We start from the raw sequence: 18829 nt of genomic DNA, 5'->3' as shown, positions 1-18829 counted from the left end.
GTCAGCGGCAGGGATGGACGGCGTCGTGGAACGCCAGTTCCTTGGCCACCGTCTCGCGGAAGCGCTCGGCCATCCGCGAGAAGTCGGTGTCATCGAGCCCGGCCGCCTCTTCGTCCAGGCGCTGGCGCAGCCAGTCGACGAAAGCCTGGAAGTCCGGGTTGTCATGCAGGTCGATCCACTCGCCCATCAGTGGATGCAGGCCCTCGGTCCGGGAAATCCGGGTCGCCCAAGCCAGGTAGAGCCATTCGGTGACCACCAGCACCGCCAGTATCTCGGCATAGCGGCCACTTGCGGAAGCCTGGCCGCCCATGCCGACCTCGTGAAGCAGGTGCCGGAAATCACGGGTCGCCGGCAGGTGGTCGGCTCGGGCCGACACGCCAAAGGCCTCGAAGGTACGCTGGAAGGTGCTGTTCTCGTCGCTGGTCAACATGCCCATGAACTGTCCCAGCACCACGCGATCCGCCATGCTCGGCGCATGACCGATGGCGTGACCGATCAAGGCGGTGAAGGGGTCCACGAACCCATAGTCCTGCACCATGTAGGCCGCGAAACGCTCGCCCTCCAGACGCCCGGTGGCCAGATCGTCGAACAGCGGGTGGTGCACCGTGGCGGACCAGTCGGGCTCGCTGATCTCGCGCAGCCAGTCGGTGATGCGAGGGGCTTTCCGGCCCGAGGCCCAGGCTCGCCAGCTGTCACGCGTGGTCATGACGTGCCTCCTTCGCCGACAGAGGGGCGCGTGTGGCTGGCCAACACCAGGCAATCAACAGACTGACCAGGGTGGACGCCACCAGAGCGCAGAGAAACGGCGAGAGCGTGGGAATGCCGCCCGGGAAGCTGGCCGCCTGTACGCCTGCCATCAGGCTCCCCTGGGTTACCCAGCCAGGCACGATCGCACCGACCAGGCCAGCCACGCCGCCGGCCATCGCCGCCACCGAGCTCATCCGATGCCAGACACCCAGCAATACCGGCACCACAGTGGCGGCACACAGCAGGTCGGCGATCAAAAACAGCCGCAGCACGGAGAGCTCCTGCAAGGCGACCACCACCACCGGGAGCATCAGCAGCACGGTCACCAACCGGGCGGTGCCGATGGACAGGCCGCGGCGCCCGGAGCCAGCCACCACCAGCGAGGCAATGGCGTTCTGCAGGGTATCCACGCTCGAGGCCACCAAGGTGACGGCCAGTACCAGTGCCGGCACGCCCAGCCAGCTCGGCGCCTCGGCCAGCAGGGCGAAGAAGGGAATCGGCGGCTCGCCCAGCGGCAACCCATGCATGACGGCCAGCATGCCGAGCCCCCCGATGGCCATGATCACCAGCAGCACACCGGCCCCACCCAGCAGAGCGCCGCGTCCCAGTGCACGATTCGTCTCGGCGGCCCAGACGCGCTGCCAATAGCCCTGGTGGAACAGCTCTGCCGCCGTGACCGCGATGATCAGGGTCAGGGCCACCGAGAGCGCATTCACCGAAGGCGCGGTCGGCATTTCAGCGTTCTCCGGCAAGGGCGGCAGCACCCAGATCACCACGCCAACCACCAGCACCAGGAGCGCCAGCAACAGCCAGCCCTGCCAGCGATCCGTGGCCAGGCTGGCGCGCAGCCCGCCCACGGCCGTGTACACCAGGGTGGCCACCGCTACCCCCATCACCACCAGCCACGACGGCACCTCGGACAGCAAGGAGGCGATCGCGCCGATGGCCGTCAACTCGGCGGCCAGGAAACAGGCCATGTAAAGAATCGAGACAAGCGTGACCCAGCGGCGCACGCCCTGCCCGTAGCACGCCTCGGCGAACTCGCCGATGCTGCGCCCCTCGGGCAGATAACGACGGATCACCGGGCCATACAGACTCAGCACGATAAAGGGTAAGGAGGAGCCGATCGCATAGCCGGCCAGCGCCAACGGCCCCACCATGGCACCGATTTCCGGTGGCGCGAAGAGAATCCAGGCGCCCATGCCCGAAGCCAGGAATGACACGCCCAGCGAGCGGGCACTCTGGGAGTTCCGCGCCGTCACATAGTCGTCGAGGGGGCCATCGGCCCGGCGAGCCCGCAGGCCCAGATAGGCAAAACACAGCAGCGCCGCGCCAAGCACGGCTGACGTCAGGTAAGGCATGTCGCACTTCCTCCGCCGGTGTGAACCGGATCAGGTTCCAGGGTCAGCGCCACGCGCTCTCTCAGCCCCGTCGGTACGAGACTCCCCTGGCGACAGTGAATGAATTGTGGGGCACAGGGTGCAGAAATCCCCGTGCGCATGACGGCCCGAAAGGACCGTCCGACAGCATGCCACACTCGTCGCCGGAAGACGAATGCCCCGGGACGCTTGGAGGTCTTCCTGGAAGTCGTCGAGCACAGGCGCTTTTCGTACAGACCCTAAAATGCCGTCTCGAGCATCTCGGTCACCCTCAGCCGCTCATCGACCAGGCAGATCCGCCGCCACTTGTCGAAGGTCAGGCAAGGGTGGGAAGCCCCGAAGGCCACCACATCGCCGACCCGGACATCGTCGGCGCCCTCGGGCAGGCGGATGAAGGCGTGCTGGTCCATCAGCTTGGTGAGCTCCCAGCCTTCGACGCTCAGGGCCTCGTCCGCCGAGCCGCCCTCACGATAGCGGCGCAGCGGCTCGGGCAGGTGATCGAAGCCGATGTCCCGCTTGCCGAGCGCGATGATCGCCAGCCCCGGCTCGGGCAACGACTGTATCTGGGCGAAGACCTCGAGCGCCGGTCGCAACCCTTCGTGCAGATCGGGCCGACGCGACAGCACACCACGCTGAGCCTGGCGGTAGATGCCGTGATCGTGCACCACATAGCAGCCAGGACGGATCACCGGCGTGAAGCGTGAACGCAGTTCGGCGGCATCGAAAGCCTCGGCGATCAGGTCATACCAGGCCGACCCCGAGGCGGTGATGATCGGGGCATCCACGGCAAACCGACCCTCGCCATCCAAGCGACGAGCGGCCTCGATCAGCCGGGCGGCGTAATCGCGAATCGCCGGCACCGGGTCTTCGGCATGCACCACTCCCTCGTAGCCCTCCATGCCGGCCAGCGCCAGGCCCGGTTCAGCGTCGACGACTCGAGCCAGCTCGCTCACCGCCTCGACGGAACGACAGCCAGTGCGCCCGCCTTCGACGCCCAGCTCGATCAATACCTTGAGGGTCAGGCCGCGCTCGTCGAAGAAGCGCCCCAGGGTCCGAGCATTGTCCTCACCGTCGACCACGCAGTAAAAATCGGCGCCGGCTTCGAGCAGATCGGCGATGATCGCCATGTTGGCACATCCCACCAGCTGGTTGGCCATCAGTAGCCGTTCGACCCCGCTGACGAAGGCCGCGCGGCACTGTGGCGCGGTGGCCAGGGTGATTCCCCAGGCGCCGGCCTCGAGCTGACGGCGAAACAGCTCGGGCGTCATGGTGGTCTTGCCGTGCGGCGCCAACTGGGCGCCATGCGCCTCGGCGAAACGCTGCATCCACGCCAGGTTGTGCGCCAACGGCGCCGCCTGTATCGCGGCTGCCGGCAGGCTCACGCCCTCCAGCAGTGAAGCCCCGGATTCCGGGGTTCCCTTGTTGCCCATCTTCGGCGCCGTCTCGTGCATCTCGTCACTCCTCGTTTGCGGGCCTCGGCCTTGCGAAATGCCTGTCCGACGGCCGGCCTGATAAAAACTTTCACAGATATTGATTTGTTGTTAGAAAATACCATAACGTATTCGACAGACAACCACAGCCACTCTCGAGGCCATTGGCCACACCCCAGGAGACAGCGGTGACTCAGGACATCGACATTCTGTCGCGCATCACCAGCGATTTCGCCGGCTTGCGTGACGCCGAAAAGAAGGTCGCCGAGTTGATCTTCGCCGATATCGACTTCGTCAGCGAGGCTAGCATCGGCGCCATCGCCGAGCGGGCCGACGTCAGCGACGCCAGCGTGACCCGCTTCGCCCGTGCCGTGGGGTGCCAGAATGTACGCGACCTCAAGCTGCGCCTGGCCCGCGCCCTGGCGGCCGGACGACGCTTCATCCAGGATGCCGGCGATACCGATGGGCTCGGCGCTGTCTACGACATCGCCACCCAGACGCTCGGCGTCAATCGCGAGCTGATGGAACAGGCCGACGTGGCGGGCGCCATCGATCTGCTCGACGGCGCCCGCCAGATCCTGGTGTTCGGTGCCGGCGGCGGCTCCACCATGCTGGCCCAGGAACTGCAGTTCCGGCTGGTCCGGCTCGGGTATGCGATCAGCGCCTACCCGCAATCGCTGCTGCCACGCATGGTGGCCTCGACCCTGGAAGCCGACGACGTGGTGGTCACCCTCTCGGTGAGCGGTTACACGCCCGAGATCGTCGAGTCGGCACAGATCGCCCGCCAGTACGGCGCGCGAGTCGTGGCGATCACCGCCAACGGCTCGCCCCTGTCCGAGAACGCCGATGTCGTGCTGCCGGTGGCCGCCCGCGAGACCGACTTCATCTATCACCCCTCGGCATCCCGCTATGCCGTGCTCGCCGCCATCGATGTGCTGGCCCTCGAACTCGCTCTGCGTCACCAGGACCGCTCCCGCGACAAGCTGCGCCGGCTCAAGATCACCCTGGACGCCCATCGCGGCGGCGACAACCGCCAGCCACTCGGGGACTGACCATGCATTTCGACCTGTTGATTCGCGGCGCCATGGTGCTCGACGGCACCGGTAGCGCCCCCTTCCCGGCCGACGTCGCCGTGAACGGCGAACGCATCGCCGCCGTGGGAAGGCTCGATGCGGACGACGCCACGACCGTCATCGAGGCTCACGGACGCCATCTGGCGCCGGGCTTCATCGATGTCCACACCCACGACGACACCAATGTCATCCGCACGCCCGAGATGCGGCCCAAGCTGTCCCAGGGCGTGACCACGGTGGTGGTGGGCAACTGCGGCATCAGTGCCTCTCCCGTGACGCTGCACGACACAGTACCGGACCCGATGAACCTTCTGGGTGGTGTCGAGGACTTCCGCTACCCGAGCTTCGCCGACTACGCCCGCGCCGTGGATGAGGCCGTTCCTTCGGTCAACGTCGCCGCGCTGGTCGGCCATACCAGCCTGCGCAGCCAGGTGATGGACGACTTCGCCCGACCCGCCGAGGCGGCGGAGATCGAGGCCATGCGGCGCTCGTTGCGCGAGGCCCTCGATGATGGCGCCCTGGGCATGAGCTCGGGTCTGGCCTACCGCAACGCCTTCCACGCCCCCGGCGCCGAGATGCGCGCCCTGGTCGACGAGGTCGGCGCCGCCGGCGGCCTCTACACCACGCACCTGCGCGACGAATTCGCCGGTCTGCTCGACGCCATGGACGAGGCCTACGCCACCGCCCGGCACGGCCGGGCACCACTGGTCATCTCGCATCTCAAGTGCGCCGGCGCCGGCAACTGGGGCAACGCCCCCCAGGCCCTCTCCAGCCTCGAGCACGCCGCGCAGGAACACCGCGTGCACTGCGACTGCTATCCCTACACGGCGGGTTCCTCGACCCTCGATCTGGGGCAGGTCACCGACGAGATCGCGATCTTCATCACCTGGTCGGACCCTCACCCCGAACAGGCGCGCCGCCCGTTGGCCGACATCGCCGCCGACTGGAACCTCTCGCTGATGGAGACCGCGCGACGCCTGCAGCCGGCCGGCGCCGTCTATCACAACATGAGCGAGGACGACATGCGCCGGGTGCTGGCGCACCCGCTGTCGATGATCGGCTCCGACGGCCTGCCCAACGACCCGCATCCGCATCCACGCCTGTGGGGCGCCTTTCCACGGGTCCTGGCCCGCTACAGCCGTGACCTGGGCCTGATGCCACTGGCCGAGGCCGTACGCAAGATGACCGGCCTCTCGGCGGCGCAGTTCGGCCTGACCGACCGTGGCGTCATCCGCGAGGGCGCCTACGCCGACCTGACCCTGTTCGACCTGACGACGCTCGAGGACACCGCCGATTACGCCCGGCCCATCGCCGCGGCTCGCGGCATCGAGCTGGTCACGGTCAACGGCGCGATCGCCTATCGCGACGGCGAGTTCGCCAAGCATCGCCGCGGGCGCCTGCTGCGCCGGCGGGAACGCCTTTCTCCCACTCCCATTCATGCCATGACGGAGGATTCTCCATGACCATCAAACGCTACGGCGCCGAAGGCGGTACCGGTACCGGCGGCCAGAAACTGCCCTTCTCCCGCGCCGTCGAGGCCGGCGGCTGGCTGCGCGTCTCCGGCCAGACGCCCATGACCGACGGCGAGGTCGTCGAAGGCGGCATCGTCGAGCAGACCCGCCTGGCCTTCGACAACTGCCTGGCCATCATGCACGAGGCCGGTTATGGCGTGGAGGACGTGGTGCACGTCACCGCGGTGCTCACCGACGCGCGCTATTTCTCGTCGTTCAACAAGGTGTTCGCCGAGATCTTCGGAGACCATCCGCCGGCGCGAATCTGCAGCGTCCAGGACCTGGTGGTCGACTGCAAGGTCGAGGTCGACGTCGCCTGCTACCGCGCCGACCGTGCCTGAGAACGTCAACGACGGACCGGCAGGAGAGGAGGACAGCGAGCGCGACACCCAGCGACCGTGAATCGAAAAGGCGCCGCGCCCCGGCAAGGGCACGGCGCCACACAGCGATAGACACAACCTTCTTACCACTGCCTCGGTCGCGGCAACGACCGAGCCAACAATTATAAGAGGCATGTATGAACAGTCATATCTTCCTCGGTAGCTTTTTCGCCTACATCGTCCTGATGATCGGCTTCGGCTGGTGGGTCTCGCGGCACAGTCGCGGCAGCGGCGATGACTTCCTGCTCGGCGGGCGCAGCGTGCCGCTGTTTCTGACCGTCGGCACCACCGTGGCCACCATGGTCGGTACCGGCTCGAGCATGGGTGCGGTCGGCTTCGGCTATACCAATGGCTGGGCCGGCGCCCTGTACGGCATCGGCGGCGCGGTCGGCGTGCTGCTGCTGGCCCTGCTGTTCGCCCCGGTCCGCAAGCTGCGCTTCATGACCATGAGCGAGGAGCTGGCATACTACGTCGGCGCCAATCGCCTGGTACGCAACCTCGTCGCCCTGTTGATCTACATCGCCTGCATCGGCTGGCTCGGCGCCCACATCCTGGGAGGCGGTCTCTACCTGGCCTGGATGGCCGATATCGACCCCGCCCTGGCCAAGGTCATCGTGGCACTGGGCTTCGGCATCTACTGCGTGATCGGCGGCTACATGGCGGTGGTCTGGACCGACACCATTCAAGCCATCGTGCTGTTCGTCGGCTTCTTCCTGATGGCCGGCCTGGCACTAGTCGAGGTCGGCGGCTTCTCGGGACTCACGGCGAACATGGATGCCGATGCCACCAGCCTGCTCGGCATCGACAAGATCGGCGCGCTGCCGGCACTGTCGCTGGCAGCGGTCATCGCCGTCGGTGTGCTCGCCACGCCCTCGTTCCGCCAGCGCATCTACTCCGGCAAGTCGGTGGGCTCTGTGCGGCGCTCCTTCCTGGTCACCGGCGTGCTCTACCTGGCCTTCTCGATCGTGCCGGCGATCATCGGCATGGCCACCCATGTCCTGAATCCCGGGCTGGACAACAGCAACTTCGCCTTCCCCTTCCTCGCCACCGAGGTGCTGCCGCTGGGGCTCGGCCTGCTGCTGCTGGTCGCCGGCCTTTCGGCGACCATGTCCAGCGCCAGTTCCGATGCCATCGCCGGGGTCTCGACGCTGATGCGCGACCTCTACGTGCTGTTCACCGGCCGGGCACCCTCGGCACGTCACGTGGTGCTCTACTCGCGCCTCGCGCTGGTCGTCACCATCGGCCTGGCCCTGACGTTCGCCCTGGCTTCCGACAATGTCATCGACTACATCACCACGATGATCTCGACGGTGCTGGCCGGGATGTTCGTGTGCGGGCTGCTGGGTCGCTTCTGGCCGCGCTACAACTGGCAAGGAGCCGTAGCCTCGCTGGTCACTGCCTCGGCCACGTCGCTGGCGATCACCGCCAATGCCGGCTGGAACGACTTTTGGGGCAACCCGAGCATTCCCTCGGTACTGCTGGCGATCGGCGGCGGCGTGCTCGCCAGCCTGCTGACCCGGGCTCCGCGCACCACGCCCGAGCAGGCTCTGGCCATCCTCGACCAGGAGCGGCGCCGCATGGAGGAAGCCCCCGAGGCCAACCTGACGGCCTCCGCGGCATCCTCCAAAGGGTAAGTGACGCCTTCCCCTCGAGAACGACGACGGCCCCGCCTCCCATGAGGCGGGGCCGTCGGGTATCGGCGCGCTCGAATCAGCTCAGCGAAATCGTGCTGTTGATGCCACTGGAGACGTTCTCCGGCTCGTACCAGCGGGCGGTCACGGTCTTGGTCTGGGTCCAGAAGGCAATCGCCTGCTTGCCGTTGGGTCCCAGGTCGCCGAGCTTGGAGGCCCGGGAACCGGTGAAGCTGAAGTAGGCCACCGGCACCGGAATCGGCACGTTGATGCCGACCTGGCCGACATCGATCTCGGTCTCGAAGCGGCGTGCCACCCAGCCCGAGTTGGTGAAGATGGAGGTGCCGTTGCCATTGGGGTTGGCGTTGATGAAGTCAATGGCCTCGTCCAGGGTCTCGACAGCCACCACGCACAGTACCGGCCCGAAGATCTCCTCGCGGTAGATGGTCATCTCGGCGGTCACGTCGCTGAACAGGGTCGGCCCCACGAAGTTGCCATCGGGGTAGCCTTCCACCTGATGGCCACGTCCGTCGACCAGCAACCTGGCCCCCTCGCGTTCGCCGGTGGCGATCAGGTCCTCCACCCGGGCCTTGGCGGCCGGCGACACCAGCGGCCCGAGATCGGCGTCACGTTGGGTGCCAGGACCAACTTTCATGTTGCGCGCACCCTCGGCGATATCGTCAAGCCAGGCCCGCGCCTCGCCGACCAGTACCACCACGGAGTTGGCCATGCAACGCTGACCTGCAGCACCGAAGGCCGACCCCAGCAGGTTGTTGATGGCCTGGCTGCGATTGGCATCGGGCATGACCACGCAATGGTTCTTGGCGCCCATCATCGCCTGCATGCGTTTGCCGGCGGCCGCCGCGCGGTTGTAGAGCAGCGAGCCGACATGGGTCGAGCCGATGAAGGACAGCGCCTTGATATCGTGATGATCGGCGATTCGATTGGCGACGTCCGGCCCGCCATGCACCACATTGAGCACGCCGGCCGGTACGCCGGCCTCGTGGGCCAGTTCCACCAGTCGCATGGTCGAACTGGGGTCCTGCTCGGAGGGCTTGAGCACGAAGGTATTGCCGGTGGCGATGGCCAGCGGAAACATGAAGCAGGGCAGCATGATCGGGAAGTTGAAGGCGGTGATGCCGGCTCCCACGCCCAGTGGCTGGTTGAGGGTATAGACATCCACTTCGCTGGCGGCATTCTCGGCCAGCTCACCGAGCTGAAGCGAGGTGATCGAGCAGGCATGCTCCACGACTTCCAGACCGCGCCCCACCTCACCGGCGGCATCCGGCAGGGTCTTGCCGTGCTCCTCGGTGATCAGCGCCGCCAGCTCCTCGGTGTGCTCGCGAATCAGTGCCTGAAGCTTGAGCATGATCCGCTGCCGCTTGGCCAGCGGCACCTTCCGCCAGCTCTTGAAGGCCTCCTTGGCGCTGGCCACGGCGCGATCGACCTCCTCGATGGTACAAAACGGCACGCGGGCGACCACTTCCTGGGTAGCGGGATTGACCACATCGCGCACCTCCTGGCTCCGGGAGGGAACGGCCTGGCCGTCGATGTACATCGGAATCTCGCGGACGGACATGAGCATGCTCCTGTGACGATTGTGATTGTGGTGTCGTGTGCATATCGACAAGACGTCCGAATGATTCGAGTCTAGCCAGACGTCGGATAGCGAAACAACGGCCACACGGGCACATTGCTTGTGCGCTCATGCACAACCACCGATCCCTCGGAGATTCCCATGCTCGACTGGCAGGACATCCAGATATTCCTGGAAGTGGCGCGCAGCCAGCGACTCGCCGACGCCGCCCGACGACTGGGGTTCGACCACTCGACCCTGTCACGCCGCACCCGCCGCTTCGAGCAGCGCCTCAATACCCAGCTCTTCGAGCGTAGCACTCATGGCTACCACCTCACCGAGGCGGGTCATCGCTTGCTGGCTCATGCCGAGGAAATGGCGCGTCATGCCTTCGAGGCCAGCGAGGGCCTTGCCGACCAGAATCACCGCATCAGCGGCCAGATTCGCCTCGGCGTCACCGAAGGCTTCGGCACCTGGGTGATCGCGCCGCTGCTCACCGCCTTCTGCGAGCGCCATCCGAGCGTGACGCTGGACCTGCTGGCCCTGCCCCGCGTGGTCAACCTGAGCCGTCACGAGGCCGACCTGGCGATCACCATCGAACGCCCCTCGAGCCCGGGCCTGGTGATATCGCGGCTCTGCGACTATCGACTGCGTCTCTATGGCAGCCAAGCCTACCTGAATCGCCAGGGCAGCCCCCGGCGACTCACCGACCTGGGCCGCCATCGGCTGATCGGCTACATCGACGACCTGATCTTCAGCGAACAGCTCAGCTACCTCGACCCATTGATCGACCCGGCCGTGGTCGGCCATCCCGGCCCGCATTTCTCCATGCGCGGCACCAGCGTCACCACCCAGTACAGCGCCTGCCTGCGCGGTGCCGGGCTCGCCGTGCTACCCTGTTTCATGGCATCCACCACACCGGAACTTTCCAGCCTGCTGACCGACGAAGTGGATATCGTGCGACAGTTCTGGATCACCTCGCGCCAGGAGCAGCGCCGACTCGCCCGGGTACGGCTGCTCTGGGATTTTCTGCGCGACGCCCTGGCAATCAATCGCGACTTCCTGATGGGCGAAGGACAGGAACTGACGATTCCCCAGGCCTCCTCCTGAACCGCAAGCACCACCTCCATCGCCGGCCACGACCACTATTGAATGATGCTATCACTATGGTTGGAAAAGGCATTTGGCAACACCCGGACGGCAGGGAGTAGCTTGTAGATGGACGGACGCGCCCCGGATGTCTGCGCTTCTCGGAGTGGCATCGACATCTCGGCATGGGCCCATCTCGCACGACGCAGTTTCACCTAAAGCAGTTATTGATCGGGGGAGAAAACCATGGGCGAACAACACGATGGCAAGGTGGCTGGCCAGTGCCCCGTGATGCACGGCAGCAACACCAACATGCGCGGCAAGGGCACGGAAAACCGTGACTGGTGGCCCAATCAGCTCAACCTGGGAATCCTCCATCAGCACACCACAAAATCGAACCCCATGGACGAAGGGTTCAACTACGCCGAGGAATTCAAGAAACTCGACCTGGCCGCCGTCAAGCAGGACCTCAACGACCTGATGACCGACTCCCAGGACTGGTGGCCGGCCGACTTCGGCCACTATGGCGGCCTGATGATCCGCATGGCCTGGCACAGCGCCGGCACCTACCGCATCGGCGACGGCCGTGGCGGTGCGGGAGGCGGCCAGCAACGCTTCGCGCCGCTCAGTAGCTGGCCGGACAACGTCAACCTGGACAAGGCCCGCCGCCTGCTGTGGCCAATCAAGCAGAAGTACGGCAACAAGCTCTCCTGGGCCGACCTGTACGTGCTGGCCGGCAACGTGGCGCTGGAGTCCATGGGCTTCAAGACCTTCGGCTTCGCCGGCGGTCGTGAAGACACCTGGGAGCCGGAGGAAGACGTCTACTGGGGCGCTGAGAAGGAATGGCTCGGCAGCGACGAGCGTATCGTCGACAAGGAAAAGCGAGAGCTGGAAACCCCGCTGGGCGCCACCCACATGGGCCTCATCTACGTGAACCCGGAGGGCCCCGAGGGCGAGCCCGACCCGATCAAGGCGGCCCATGACATCCGCGAGACCTTCGCCCGCATGGCGATGAACGACGAAGAAACCGTAGCGCTGATCGCCGGCGGCCACACCTTCGGCAAGACCCACGGTGCCGGCACGGAAGAGCAGGTCGGCCCCGACCCCGAAGCCGCCCCCGTCGAGCAGATGGGCCTCGGCTGGAAGAGCAGCTACGGCAAGGGCATGGGCGAAGACACCATGGGCGGCGGCCCGGAAGTGATCTGGACGCAGACCCCCACCCAGTGGAGCAACTACTTCTTCGAAAACCTGTTCGGCTACGAATGGGAGCTGACCAAGAGCCCGGCCGGCGCCTATCAATTCGTTGCCAAGGACGCCAAGGGCGATGAGGTTCCGGGGCCGGAAAGTGGTTCGAAGCGTCGCCCGCCGATGATGCTGGTCACCGACCTCTCGCTGCGTTACGACCCGGCCTACGAGAAGATCTCGCGTCGCTTCTACGAGAACCCGGAGGAGTTCGCCGACGCCTTCGCTCGAGCCTGGTTCAAGCTGACCCACCGCGACATGGGGCCAAAGGCCCGCTACCTCGGCCCGGAAGTCCCCGACGAGGACCTGATCTGGCAGGACCCCGTGCCGCCGGTGGATCACGAACTGATCGATGACCAGGACATCGCCGAACTCAAGCGCAAGCTCCTCGGGTCCGGCCTCTCGATCACCGAGCTGGTCAACACCGCCTGGGCCTCCGCCAGCACCTACCGCAGCTCCGACAAGCGCGGCGGTGCCAATGGTGCCCGCATTCGACTGGCGCCGCAGAAGCACTGGGAGGTCAATCAGCCCGAGCAGCTGGCGAAGGTGCTGCAGGTGCTCGAAGGCATCCAGTTCGACTTCAACGCCGCCCAAGCGGGCGACAAGAAGGTCTCGCTGGCCGATTTGATCGTGCTCGGCGGCGCCGCGGCGATCGAGAAAGCCGCCAAGGATGCCGGCCACGACATCGAGGTTCCCTTCGCGCCGGGCCGTACCGACGCCACCGAGGCCCAGACCGATGCCGAGTCCTTCGAGTGGCTGCGTCCCGAGGCTGATGGTTTCCGCAACTATCGTCGCACCAAGTTCACCGTCCCCGACGAGGAACTGCTGGTCGACCGCGCCCAGTTGCTGGGACTTTCCGCCCCGGAAATGACCGTGCTGGTCGGCGGCATGAGGGCTCTCGGAGCCAACCACGGCGACGTGCCGCATGGCATCCTCACCGACCGCCCTGGCACCCTCACCAACGACTTCTTCATCAACTTGACAGACATGGGCACCGACTGGCAGCCGGTCTCATCCGAGGAAGACGTCTACGAGGGCCGTGACCGCAAGACCGGCGAGACGAAGTGGACCGCCACCCGTGTCGACCTGGTCTTCGGCGCCAACGCCCAGTTGCGCGCCCTGACCGAGGTCTATGCCCAGGATGACGCCAAGGAGAAATTCGTGAAGGACTTCGTGGCTGCCTGGAACAAGGTGATGAACGCGGACCGCTTCGATCTCGCCTGATCCGAACCGTCTCACACCTGAACACGACGCCGCGTCGGCTCCTGGTCGGCGCGGCGTCTTCATGTCCTCAACGGCTCAGAACGCGTTGATGGGTACCTTGAGATAGACCTGGCCGTTATCCTCGGCGGCAGGCATTTCGCCGGCACGCATGTTGACCTGCACCGAGGGGATGATCAGCCGCGGCATGCCCAGGGTTGCGTCGCGCTCGGTGCGCAGCTCGACAAACGCCTCCTCGCTGACACCTTCATGCACATGAATGTTGTGGGCCCGCTGCTCGGCCACCGTGGTCTCGTGCCGGTATTCCTCGCGCTCGGGCGTCTTGTAGTCGTGGCACAAAAACAGACGCGTCTCGGCGGGCAATGCCAGCACCTTCTGGATGGAACGGTACAGCATGCGGGCATCGCCACCGGGAAAGTCGCAGCGTGCGGTGCCATAATCCGGCATGAACAGAGTGTCCCCGACGAAGGCGACACCTTCGAACACATAGGTCAGGCAAGCCGGCGTGTGTCCCGGCGTATGCAGCACGCGCCCTCTCAGACTGCCGATGGCGAAGGTGTCGCCCTCCTTGAAAAGACGGTCAAACTGGCTGCCGTCACGCGCAAAGTCAGTCCCCGCATTGAAGGCCTTGCCGAAGACATCCTGCACCACGGTGATGTTAGCGCCGATACCGGTCCGACCGCCCAGCTTCTCTTGCAGGTAAGGCGCCGCCGAGAGGTGGTCGGCGTGCACATGGGTCTCGAGGATCCACGCTACCTCCAGGCGATTAGCGCGCACGAAGGCGATGATCTCGTCGGCGGATCGCACATCGGTACGCCCGGCGGCATAATCGAAATCGAGCACCGAATCGAGGATCGCGCACGCCTTGCTGCCGGGGTCCTGCACCACGTAACTGAAGGTCTTGGTGGACTCGTCGAAGAAGACCTGGACGATAGGCTGCTGGGACATGGAATGCCTCCGTTTGCAGCGAAGAATGAAAGGTATCGAGGTTGGCGCGTCCCGCCCTGGGACACGCCCCATCATAAACAAACCTTTTTATCTATCGATAGGTCATATTGTCATACCCAGCAAATGGCAAGGCTCGTGCCAGCCCGCCACGACGCGCCCGGGCAACGTTACCAGGCAGATGCAGGGTAACCTCAGGTGCCGCAGAACGTCCGCAACACTCGCTCTTCATCGCGCGGCGGCCGCGTGTAATCGACTTCGGTGTCCGGCGTCGTATAGGGATCGGAGATCACCGCCAGCAAGGCCTCGAAGGGCTCGAAGTCGTCTTCCTCGGCGGCGGCGATGGCCTCGGCAACACGGTGATTGCGAGGAATCACGGCGGGGTTGGCGGCGTTCAGGCGTGCCACGATATCAGCGTTCGACGCTTCCTCCCGGGCCAGGCGTTCGCGCCAGCGCGGCAGCCATGCCTCGAGCTCGTCCCGGGATTCGAAGATGTCCTTCAGGCGCGGCGCCTCGGCCGCTGCCTCGACGGCATCGGCCAGGTAACGGAAGGCCAGATGGAAGTCGGCACGCCCGGCACGCATGGCATCCAGCAGCGCCTGGGCGAGTTCGCCATCGCCGTCCTCGTCGGTGGCCAATCCCAGCTTGGCGCGCATCACCTCGCGCCAGCGGGCCTCGAAGCGTTCCGAAACCTCTCGGATGATCGGTGTGGCACGCTCGACGGCACGCTCACCATCGCTGTCGATCAGCGGCACCAGCGTCTCGGCAAAACGCGCGAGATTCCACTGGATGACCACCGGCTGATTGACATAGGCATAGCGCCCCTGCTCGTCGATGGAGCTGTACACCGTGCGCGGGTCGAAGGTGTCCATGAAGGCACAGGGGCCATAATCGATAGTCTCGCCCGAGATGGCGGTGTTGTCGGTGTTCATGACGCCATGGATGAAGCCGACGCCCATCCAGCGCGCCACCAGCTCGGTCTGGCGCTCCGCCACCGCATCGAGCAGCGCCAGGTAACGCTCGCCGTCGTCGGCGCGATCGGCGAGATGCGGATAGTGACGGGCGATGGCCTCGTCGGCCAGCAGGCGCACTGCCTCGGTGTCGCCCCGGGCGGCGAAGTACTGGAAGGTGCCCACCCGCAGATGGCTGGATGCCACTCGCGTCAATACCGCGCCGGGCTCGGGGATGCGGCGGAAGACACGCTCGCCGGTGGTCACGGCGGCCAGCGCCCGGGTGGTCGGAATACCCAGGGCATGCATGGCCTCGCTGACCAGATATTCGCGCAACACCGGGCCGAGCGGCGCTCGCCCGTCACCACCACGGGAGAAAGGCGTGCGGCCACTGCCCTTGAGCTGAATATCGCGAATCCGTCCGTGGCGGTCGACCACTTCGCCCAGCAGAAGTGCCCGACCGTCACCGAGCTGGGGCACGAAGTTGCCGAACTGGTGGCCGGCATAGGCCATGGCCACCGGCTCGGCGCCCTTGGGCACCTGGTTGCCGGCGAGTGCCCCGGCGGCCTCGTCAGCCTCGAACGCCGCCAGATCAAAGCCCAGCTCGTCGGCAAGCTCCCGATTGAAGGCCACCAAACGGGGGCGCTCGACCGGCGTGGGTAGGCATTCGGCGCGCAACCGTTCGGGCAGGCGCGCGTAGCGCAGGGAAAAGCTCGGGAACATGACGCCTCCTGTGCAGTGGGCCCCTCACCCTACAGGGACAGGCGCAGCCGGCCAACATTCCCGAGCGCGGCAACGATCATGCTTTCTCTGCTGACGCTTCCTCGGCCTGTTCGGCCCGGCTGGCAACGAAGGTGCGATGATCCTGGGCGACGCATTCGGCATAACTGACCGCCAGAGTGGCGACCATGTCGGTGAAGTGATCCACTCGCCCCTCGAGCCGCGCACAGACACTGCGTGCAAAGCAGCCCGGATCATCGGGATACAGAGCCTGGGCACCGCGCAGGTGCTCGCGCGCCAGTATGCGCCCCCAGCGCTTGACCAGCTTGCGGTAGTCCTTGCCACCGTCCAGCTTGTGGGTCGGGAAATCCTCCTTGAAGGGCGAGCGCTCACGCACCGAGAACACGCTGTCCCCGAGGTGCAACCACCCCAGGTAGGGATCGGGATGCTCGGCAATGGCACGGAAGGCGACAGCATGGCGCGCTCCCTCATGAGGAAAGGCGCGACGCCAGGCCCGTTTTTCGGCGGCATTCATCAAGCGCCAGCCCTCCGGCGGCGTCTGCTGCTTGATGTCGAGAATCACGTCGTCATGCTCATGATCGCGCCCACCCTCGATCAGCGCATAGTAACGCTCCAGGCCCAGCGAGCCGGTACCGGCATCCAGTCGACGCGCCAGATCCTTGACCCTGAAGTGATCCTCCTCGGCCCCGGCACGCTCACCGCCCAGCGTCTCGCGGTATTCTTCCTCGATAGCCTTGCGCAACTGGCTGGCCAGATGCGCCGGCAGGCGAGCCAGCTTGTCCGGGCGTTCGGCGAAGCGGCGACCTTCATCGGTCACACTCGTCCACTTGTCGAGCATCCTGGTGCGACTGCGCTTGGCGGCGACCTTCTCGAGAAAGGGCCGCACGGGGCCCTTGGCGGTGTCCAGGGTCACGCCGTCAGGCGCCTCGCCATTCAGGTGGCCAGCCAGTTCGTCATGGTAGCTCTCGGTCAACGTCGCCAGCGCCTTGCCGATCGCCTTGCGCGACAGGCCGACGTTCTCGCGGGCATCGAGCACCAGGCTGATGGCCAGCCGCCACAGATCGTATTGGTAATCGCCGATCATGGCGTCGTCGAAATCATCCATGCCATAGCGCACGGTATCGTCGCGATGCCCGTAGGCGCCGAAGTTGTAGGCGTGGGCATCGCCCTGCAGCCAGGTCTGCGTCTCGGGCAGGCCGCCGTAGAGGGCGAATCGCCAGTCATGCCAGACATCGTCCCAGTAAAGATGATTGGTGCCCCGGAAGAACTGATAGGGTGACTCGGCCAGCTTGGCGTACTTGGCCTCGCGGTCCTCCTCGGAGAGCCCGGCATTGGCGGAGGTGATCGCGTCCAGCACCTGGCGGGGGCGATTGTGACGTGTCAGGGGTTGCGACATGTGATGTCTCCCGATGATCGACGAAGGCCTTGTCCGACGAGAGTCTGTATTCATCGACGTTTCAGGCAGCGCCCGAGGCTGAGGCCGCCGACGCGGCCCTGTACCAGTCAAGCAAGCTCGTTTCCCGCAAGCAACCCTGGCTAGTCCATCAGACCATTGAACAGTACCACCAAAGGCAATATCGGACAGACAAAACGTATGTACCAGGGCCACCACCGCCAGAACAGGGTTTTCTCCATATCGGGCGAGCCGCGACGTAATTCCCGAAGCTTGGCGTCCCGCGACAGCAGCCAGCCGACATAGAGACACACCAGAGCGCCAATGAGCGGCATGTTATAGGTGATGGTGACGCTAATCGCCCAGCCGAAAAGCGGATCGAAGTACACCAGGATCAGCGTGGAGATCGCAAATATCACGGCCCCCATCAGCAGGGACGCCCAACGCCGCGAAATGCGGCCCGTCTCGACGACGGTTGCCACCGGTACCTCGAGTACCGGAAACATGGAGGTCAAGGCGGCAATCGCCAGCAGGGCGAAGAAGGCCACTTCCAGGCCAGCGCCCAGTCGCCCCAACTGGGCGAACATCGCCGGCATCACGTCGAACAACAGGGTGGATGAACTCTGAAGCTGTCCAGACGCGTTGAAGATATCCACACCCAGGCCATCGGCCACGAACATCGAGGGCACGATCAACAGTCCCGCGATGAAGGCCACGCCCATGTCGATGAACATCACCTGGGCGCCGACGCGCGGTAGATTCGCCTGGCGACTCAGGTAGGAGCCGTAGATCACCATGGCACCGACGCCGATGGACAGCGAGAAGAAGGCCTGGCCCATGGCATCCACCACCAGTTGAGCGGAGAGCCGCGAGACATCCGGCACCAGGTAGGCAGCGAGTCCGGTGGTGGCCCCGGGCAGGGTCATGAACACCAGGATCAGTGCCAACATCAGCGCGATCAGCAACGGCATCAGGCGCTTGGACCAGCGCTCGATCCCCTTGTTGACCCCGGCCACCACGACACCGACGGTCACCAGCATGGCCAGGCTGGCCAGCCCCCAGTCCTTCCAGAAACCAGCCTCATCCAGTCGCCTCGCCCAGTTATTCAGGCCCAGCAACTCGAGCATCGGGATCAGGGTATCACCGATCAGCCAGCCGGTGACGATGGCATAGAAGGCCTGCCCCAGGCAGGCGGTGAGGATGGCCAGCCCCCCGATCGCTGCGCCCAACCGACCCGCAGTGCCGGCCCCGCCGAGGCGCGACATGGCCTGAATGACACCGCTCTGGGCGTAACGTCCCAGGGTCAGTTCGGCCATCAGCGCCGGATAGGCCAGCACGAAGGCCATCAAGGCATACAGCAACAGGAAGGCACCGCCCCCGTTGTTGGCGGCCATGGAGGGAAAGCTCCAGACATTGCCCAGGCCCACGGCGGCACCGGCCGCGGCCATCAGGAAACCGAAGCGGGAGGTGAACTGCGCTCTTGTCTTGTTCATGGCAATAGATGGCTCTTCATCTATTTCA

Annotated in this window: 14 protein-coding genes and 1 riboswitch; of the genes, 6 read left to right on the top strand and 8 right to left on the bottom strand. The window is 65.6% G+C overall.

Annotated elements, in window-relative coordinates; translation table 11 throughout:
* Position 1: 1 nt before the first annotated feature.
* The 3 genes from A9O65_RS05580 to A9O65_RS05570 form a co-directional block, all read right to left on the bottom strand.
* Positions 2-706, bottom strand: coding sequence for a TenA family protein (locus tag A9O65_RS05580; protein ID WP_064701578.1), 705 nt, complete (start codon positions 704-706; stop codon positions 2-4).
* The gene (locus tag A9O65_RS05575) at positions 693-2108 is read right to left on the bottom strand and encodes an SLC5/6 family protein (protein WP_064700083.1); all 1416 of its coding nucleotides are present in this window, start codon (positions 2106-2108) and stop codon (positions 693-695) included. The genes A9O65_RS05580 and A9O65_RS05575 overlap by 14 nt, the downstream gene beginning before the upstream one ends.
* Positions 2098-2206, bottom strand: a riboswitch (TPP riboswitch). (Overlaps the previous gene by 11 nt.)
* 159 nt (positions 2207-2365) lie before the next feature.
* The gene (locus tag A9O65_RS05570; RefSeq protein WP_064701577.1) at positions 2366-3577 is read right to left on the bottom strand and encodes an amino acid deaminase; all 1212 of its coding nucleotides are present in this window, start codon (positions 3575-3577) and stop codon (positions 2366-2368) included.
* A 167-nt stretch (positions 3578-3744) separates the two neighbouring features.
* Between A9O65_RS05570 and A9O65_RS05565 the strand changes: the two genes are divergently transcribed.
* The 4 genes from A9O65_RS05565 to A9O65_RS05550 all read left to right on the top strand — a co-directional run bounded on the left by A9O65_RS05565 (position 3745) and on the right by A9O65_RS05550 (position 8154).
* The gene (locus A9O65_RS05565) at positions 3745-4608 is read left to right on the top strand and encodes a MurR/RpiR family transcriptional regulator (protein ID WP_064701576.1); all 864 of its coding nucleotides are present in this window, start codon (positions 3745-3747) and stop codon (positions 4606-4608) included.
* Between the two features lie 2 nt (positions 4609-4610).
* A complete protein-coding gene (locus A9O65_RS05560) occupies positions 4611-6092 on the top strand; it encodes an N-acyl-D-amino-acid deacylase family protein (protein WP_064701575.1) in 1482 nt (493 codons plus the stop codon).
* Positions 6089-6481: a RidA family protein gene (locus A9O65_RS05555; RefSeq protein WP_064700087.1), complete on the top strand. Its 393-nt coding sequence runs from the start codon at positions 6089-6091 to the stop codon at positions 6479-6481. Before A9O65_RS05560 ends, A9O65_RS05555 begins: the two co-directional genes overlap by 4 nt.
* Before the next feature lie 176 nt (positions 6482-6657).
* Complete coding sequence (locus tag A9O65_RS05550; RefSeq protein ID WP_064701574.1) at positions 6658-8154, top strand: sodium:solute symporter family protein; 1497 nt, start codon at positions 6658-6660, stop codon at positions 8152-8154.
* A gap of 76 nt (positions 8155-8230) precedes the next feature.
* Here A9O65_RS05550 and A9O65_RS05545 read toward each other — a convergent pair whose 3' ends face one another.
* Complete coding sequence (locus A9O65_RS05545) at positions 8231-9730, bottom strand: CoA-acylating methylmalonate-semialdehyde dehydrogenase (RefSeq protein ID WP_064700089.1); 1500 nt, start codon at positions 9728-9730, stop codon at positions 8231-8233.
* Between the two features lie 159 nt (positions 9731-9889).
* Here A9O65_RS05545 and A9O65_RS05540 point away from each other — a divergent pair, with 159 nt between their 5' ends.
* The gene (locus A9O65_RS05540) at positions 9890-10837 is read left to right on the top strand and encodes a LysR family transcriptional regulator (protein WP_064701573.1); all 948 of its coding nucleotides are present in this window, start codon (positions 9890-9892) and stop codon (positions 10835-10837) included.
* A 225-nt stretch (positions 10838-11062) separates the two neighbouring features.
* A complete protein-coding gene (katG, locus tag A9O65_RS05535; RefSeq protein WP_139180688.1) occupies positions 11063-13282 on the top strand; it encodes a catalase/peroxidase HPI in 2220 nt (739 codons plus the stop codon).
* Between the two features lie 75 nt (positions 13283-13357).
* Here katG and A9O65_RS05530 read toward each other — a convergent pair whose 3' ends face one another.
* The 4 genes from A9O65_RS05530 to A9O65_RS05515 all read right to left on the bottom strand — a co-directional run bounded on the left by A9O65_RS05530 (position 13358) and on the right by A9O65_RS05515 (position 18801).
* Positions 13358-14227 carry an MBL fold metallo-hydrolase gene (locus A9O65_RS05530; protein ID WP_064700091.1) on the bottom strand — a complete coding sequence of 290 codons (870 nt, stop codon included), beginning with the start codon at positions 14225-14227 and terminating at the stop codon, positions 13358-13360.
* Positions 14228-14418: 191 nt separating this feature from the next.
* Positions 14419-15897, bottom strand: a complete 1479-nt coding sequence (locus tag A9O65_RS05525; RefSeq protein ID WP_064701572.1) for a protein adenylyltransferase SelO — start codon at positions 15895-15897, stop codon at positions 14419-14421.
* Between the two features lie 76 nt (positions 15898-15973).
* Entirely contained in the window at positions 15974-17311 is a 1338-nt protein-coding gene (locus tag A9O65_RS05520; RefSeq protein WP_064700093.1) for a DUF2252 domain-containing protein, read from the bottom strand.
* A 140-nt stretch (positions 17312-17451) separates the two neighbouring features.
* Positions 17452-18801, bottom strand: coding sequence for a sodium-dependent transporter (locus tag A9O65_RS05515; protein WP_064701571.1), 1350 nt, complete (start codon positions 18799-18801; stop codon positions 17452-17454).
* Positions 18802-18829: the final 28 nt, after the last annotated feature.

Source organism: Halomonas caseinilytica (assembly GCF_001662305.1).
Taxonomy (GTDB): Bacteria; Pseudomonadota; Gammaproteobacteria; order Pseudomonadales; family Halomonadaceae; genus Halomonas; species Halomonas caseinilytica.
This window is presented reverse-complemented; position numbering and strand designations above follow the sequence as displayed.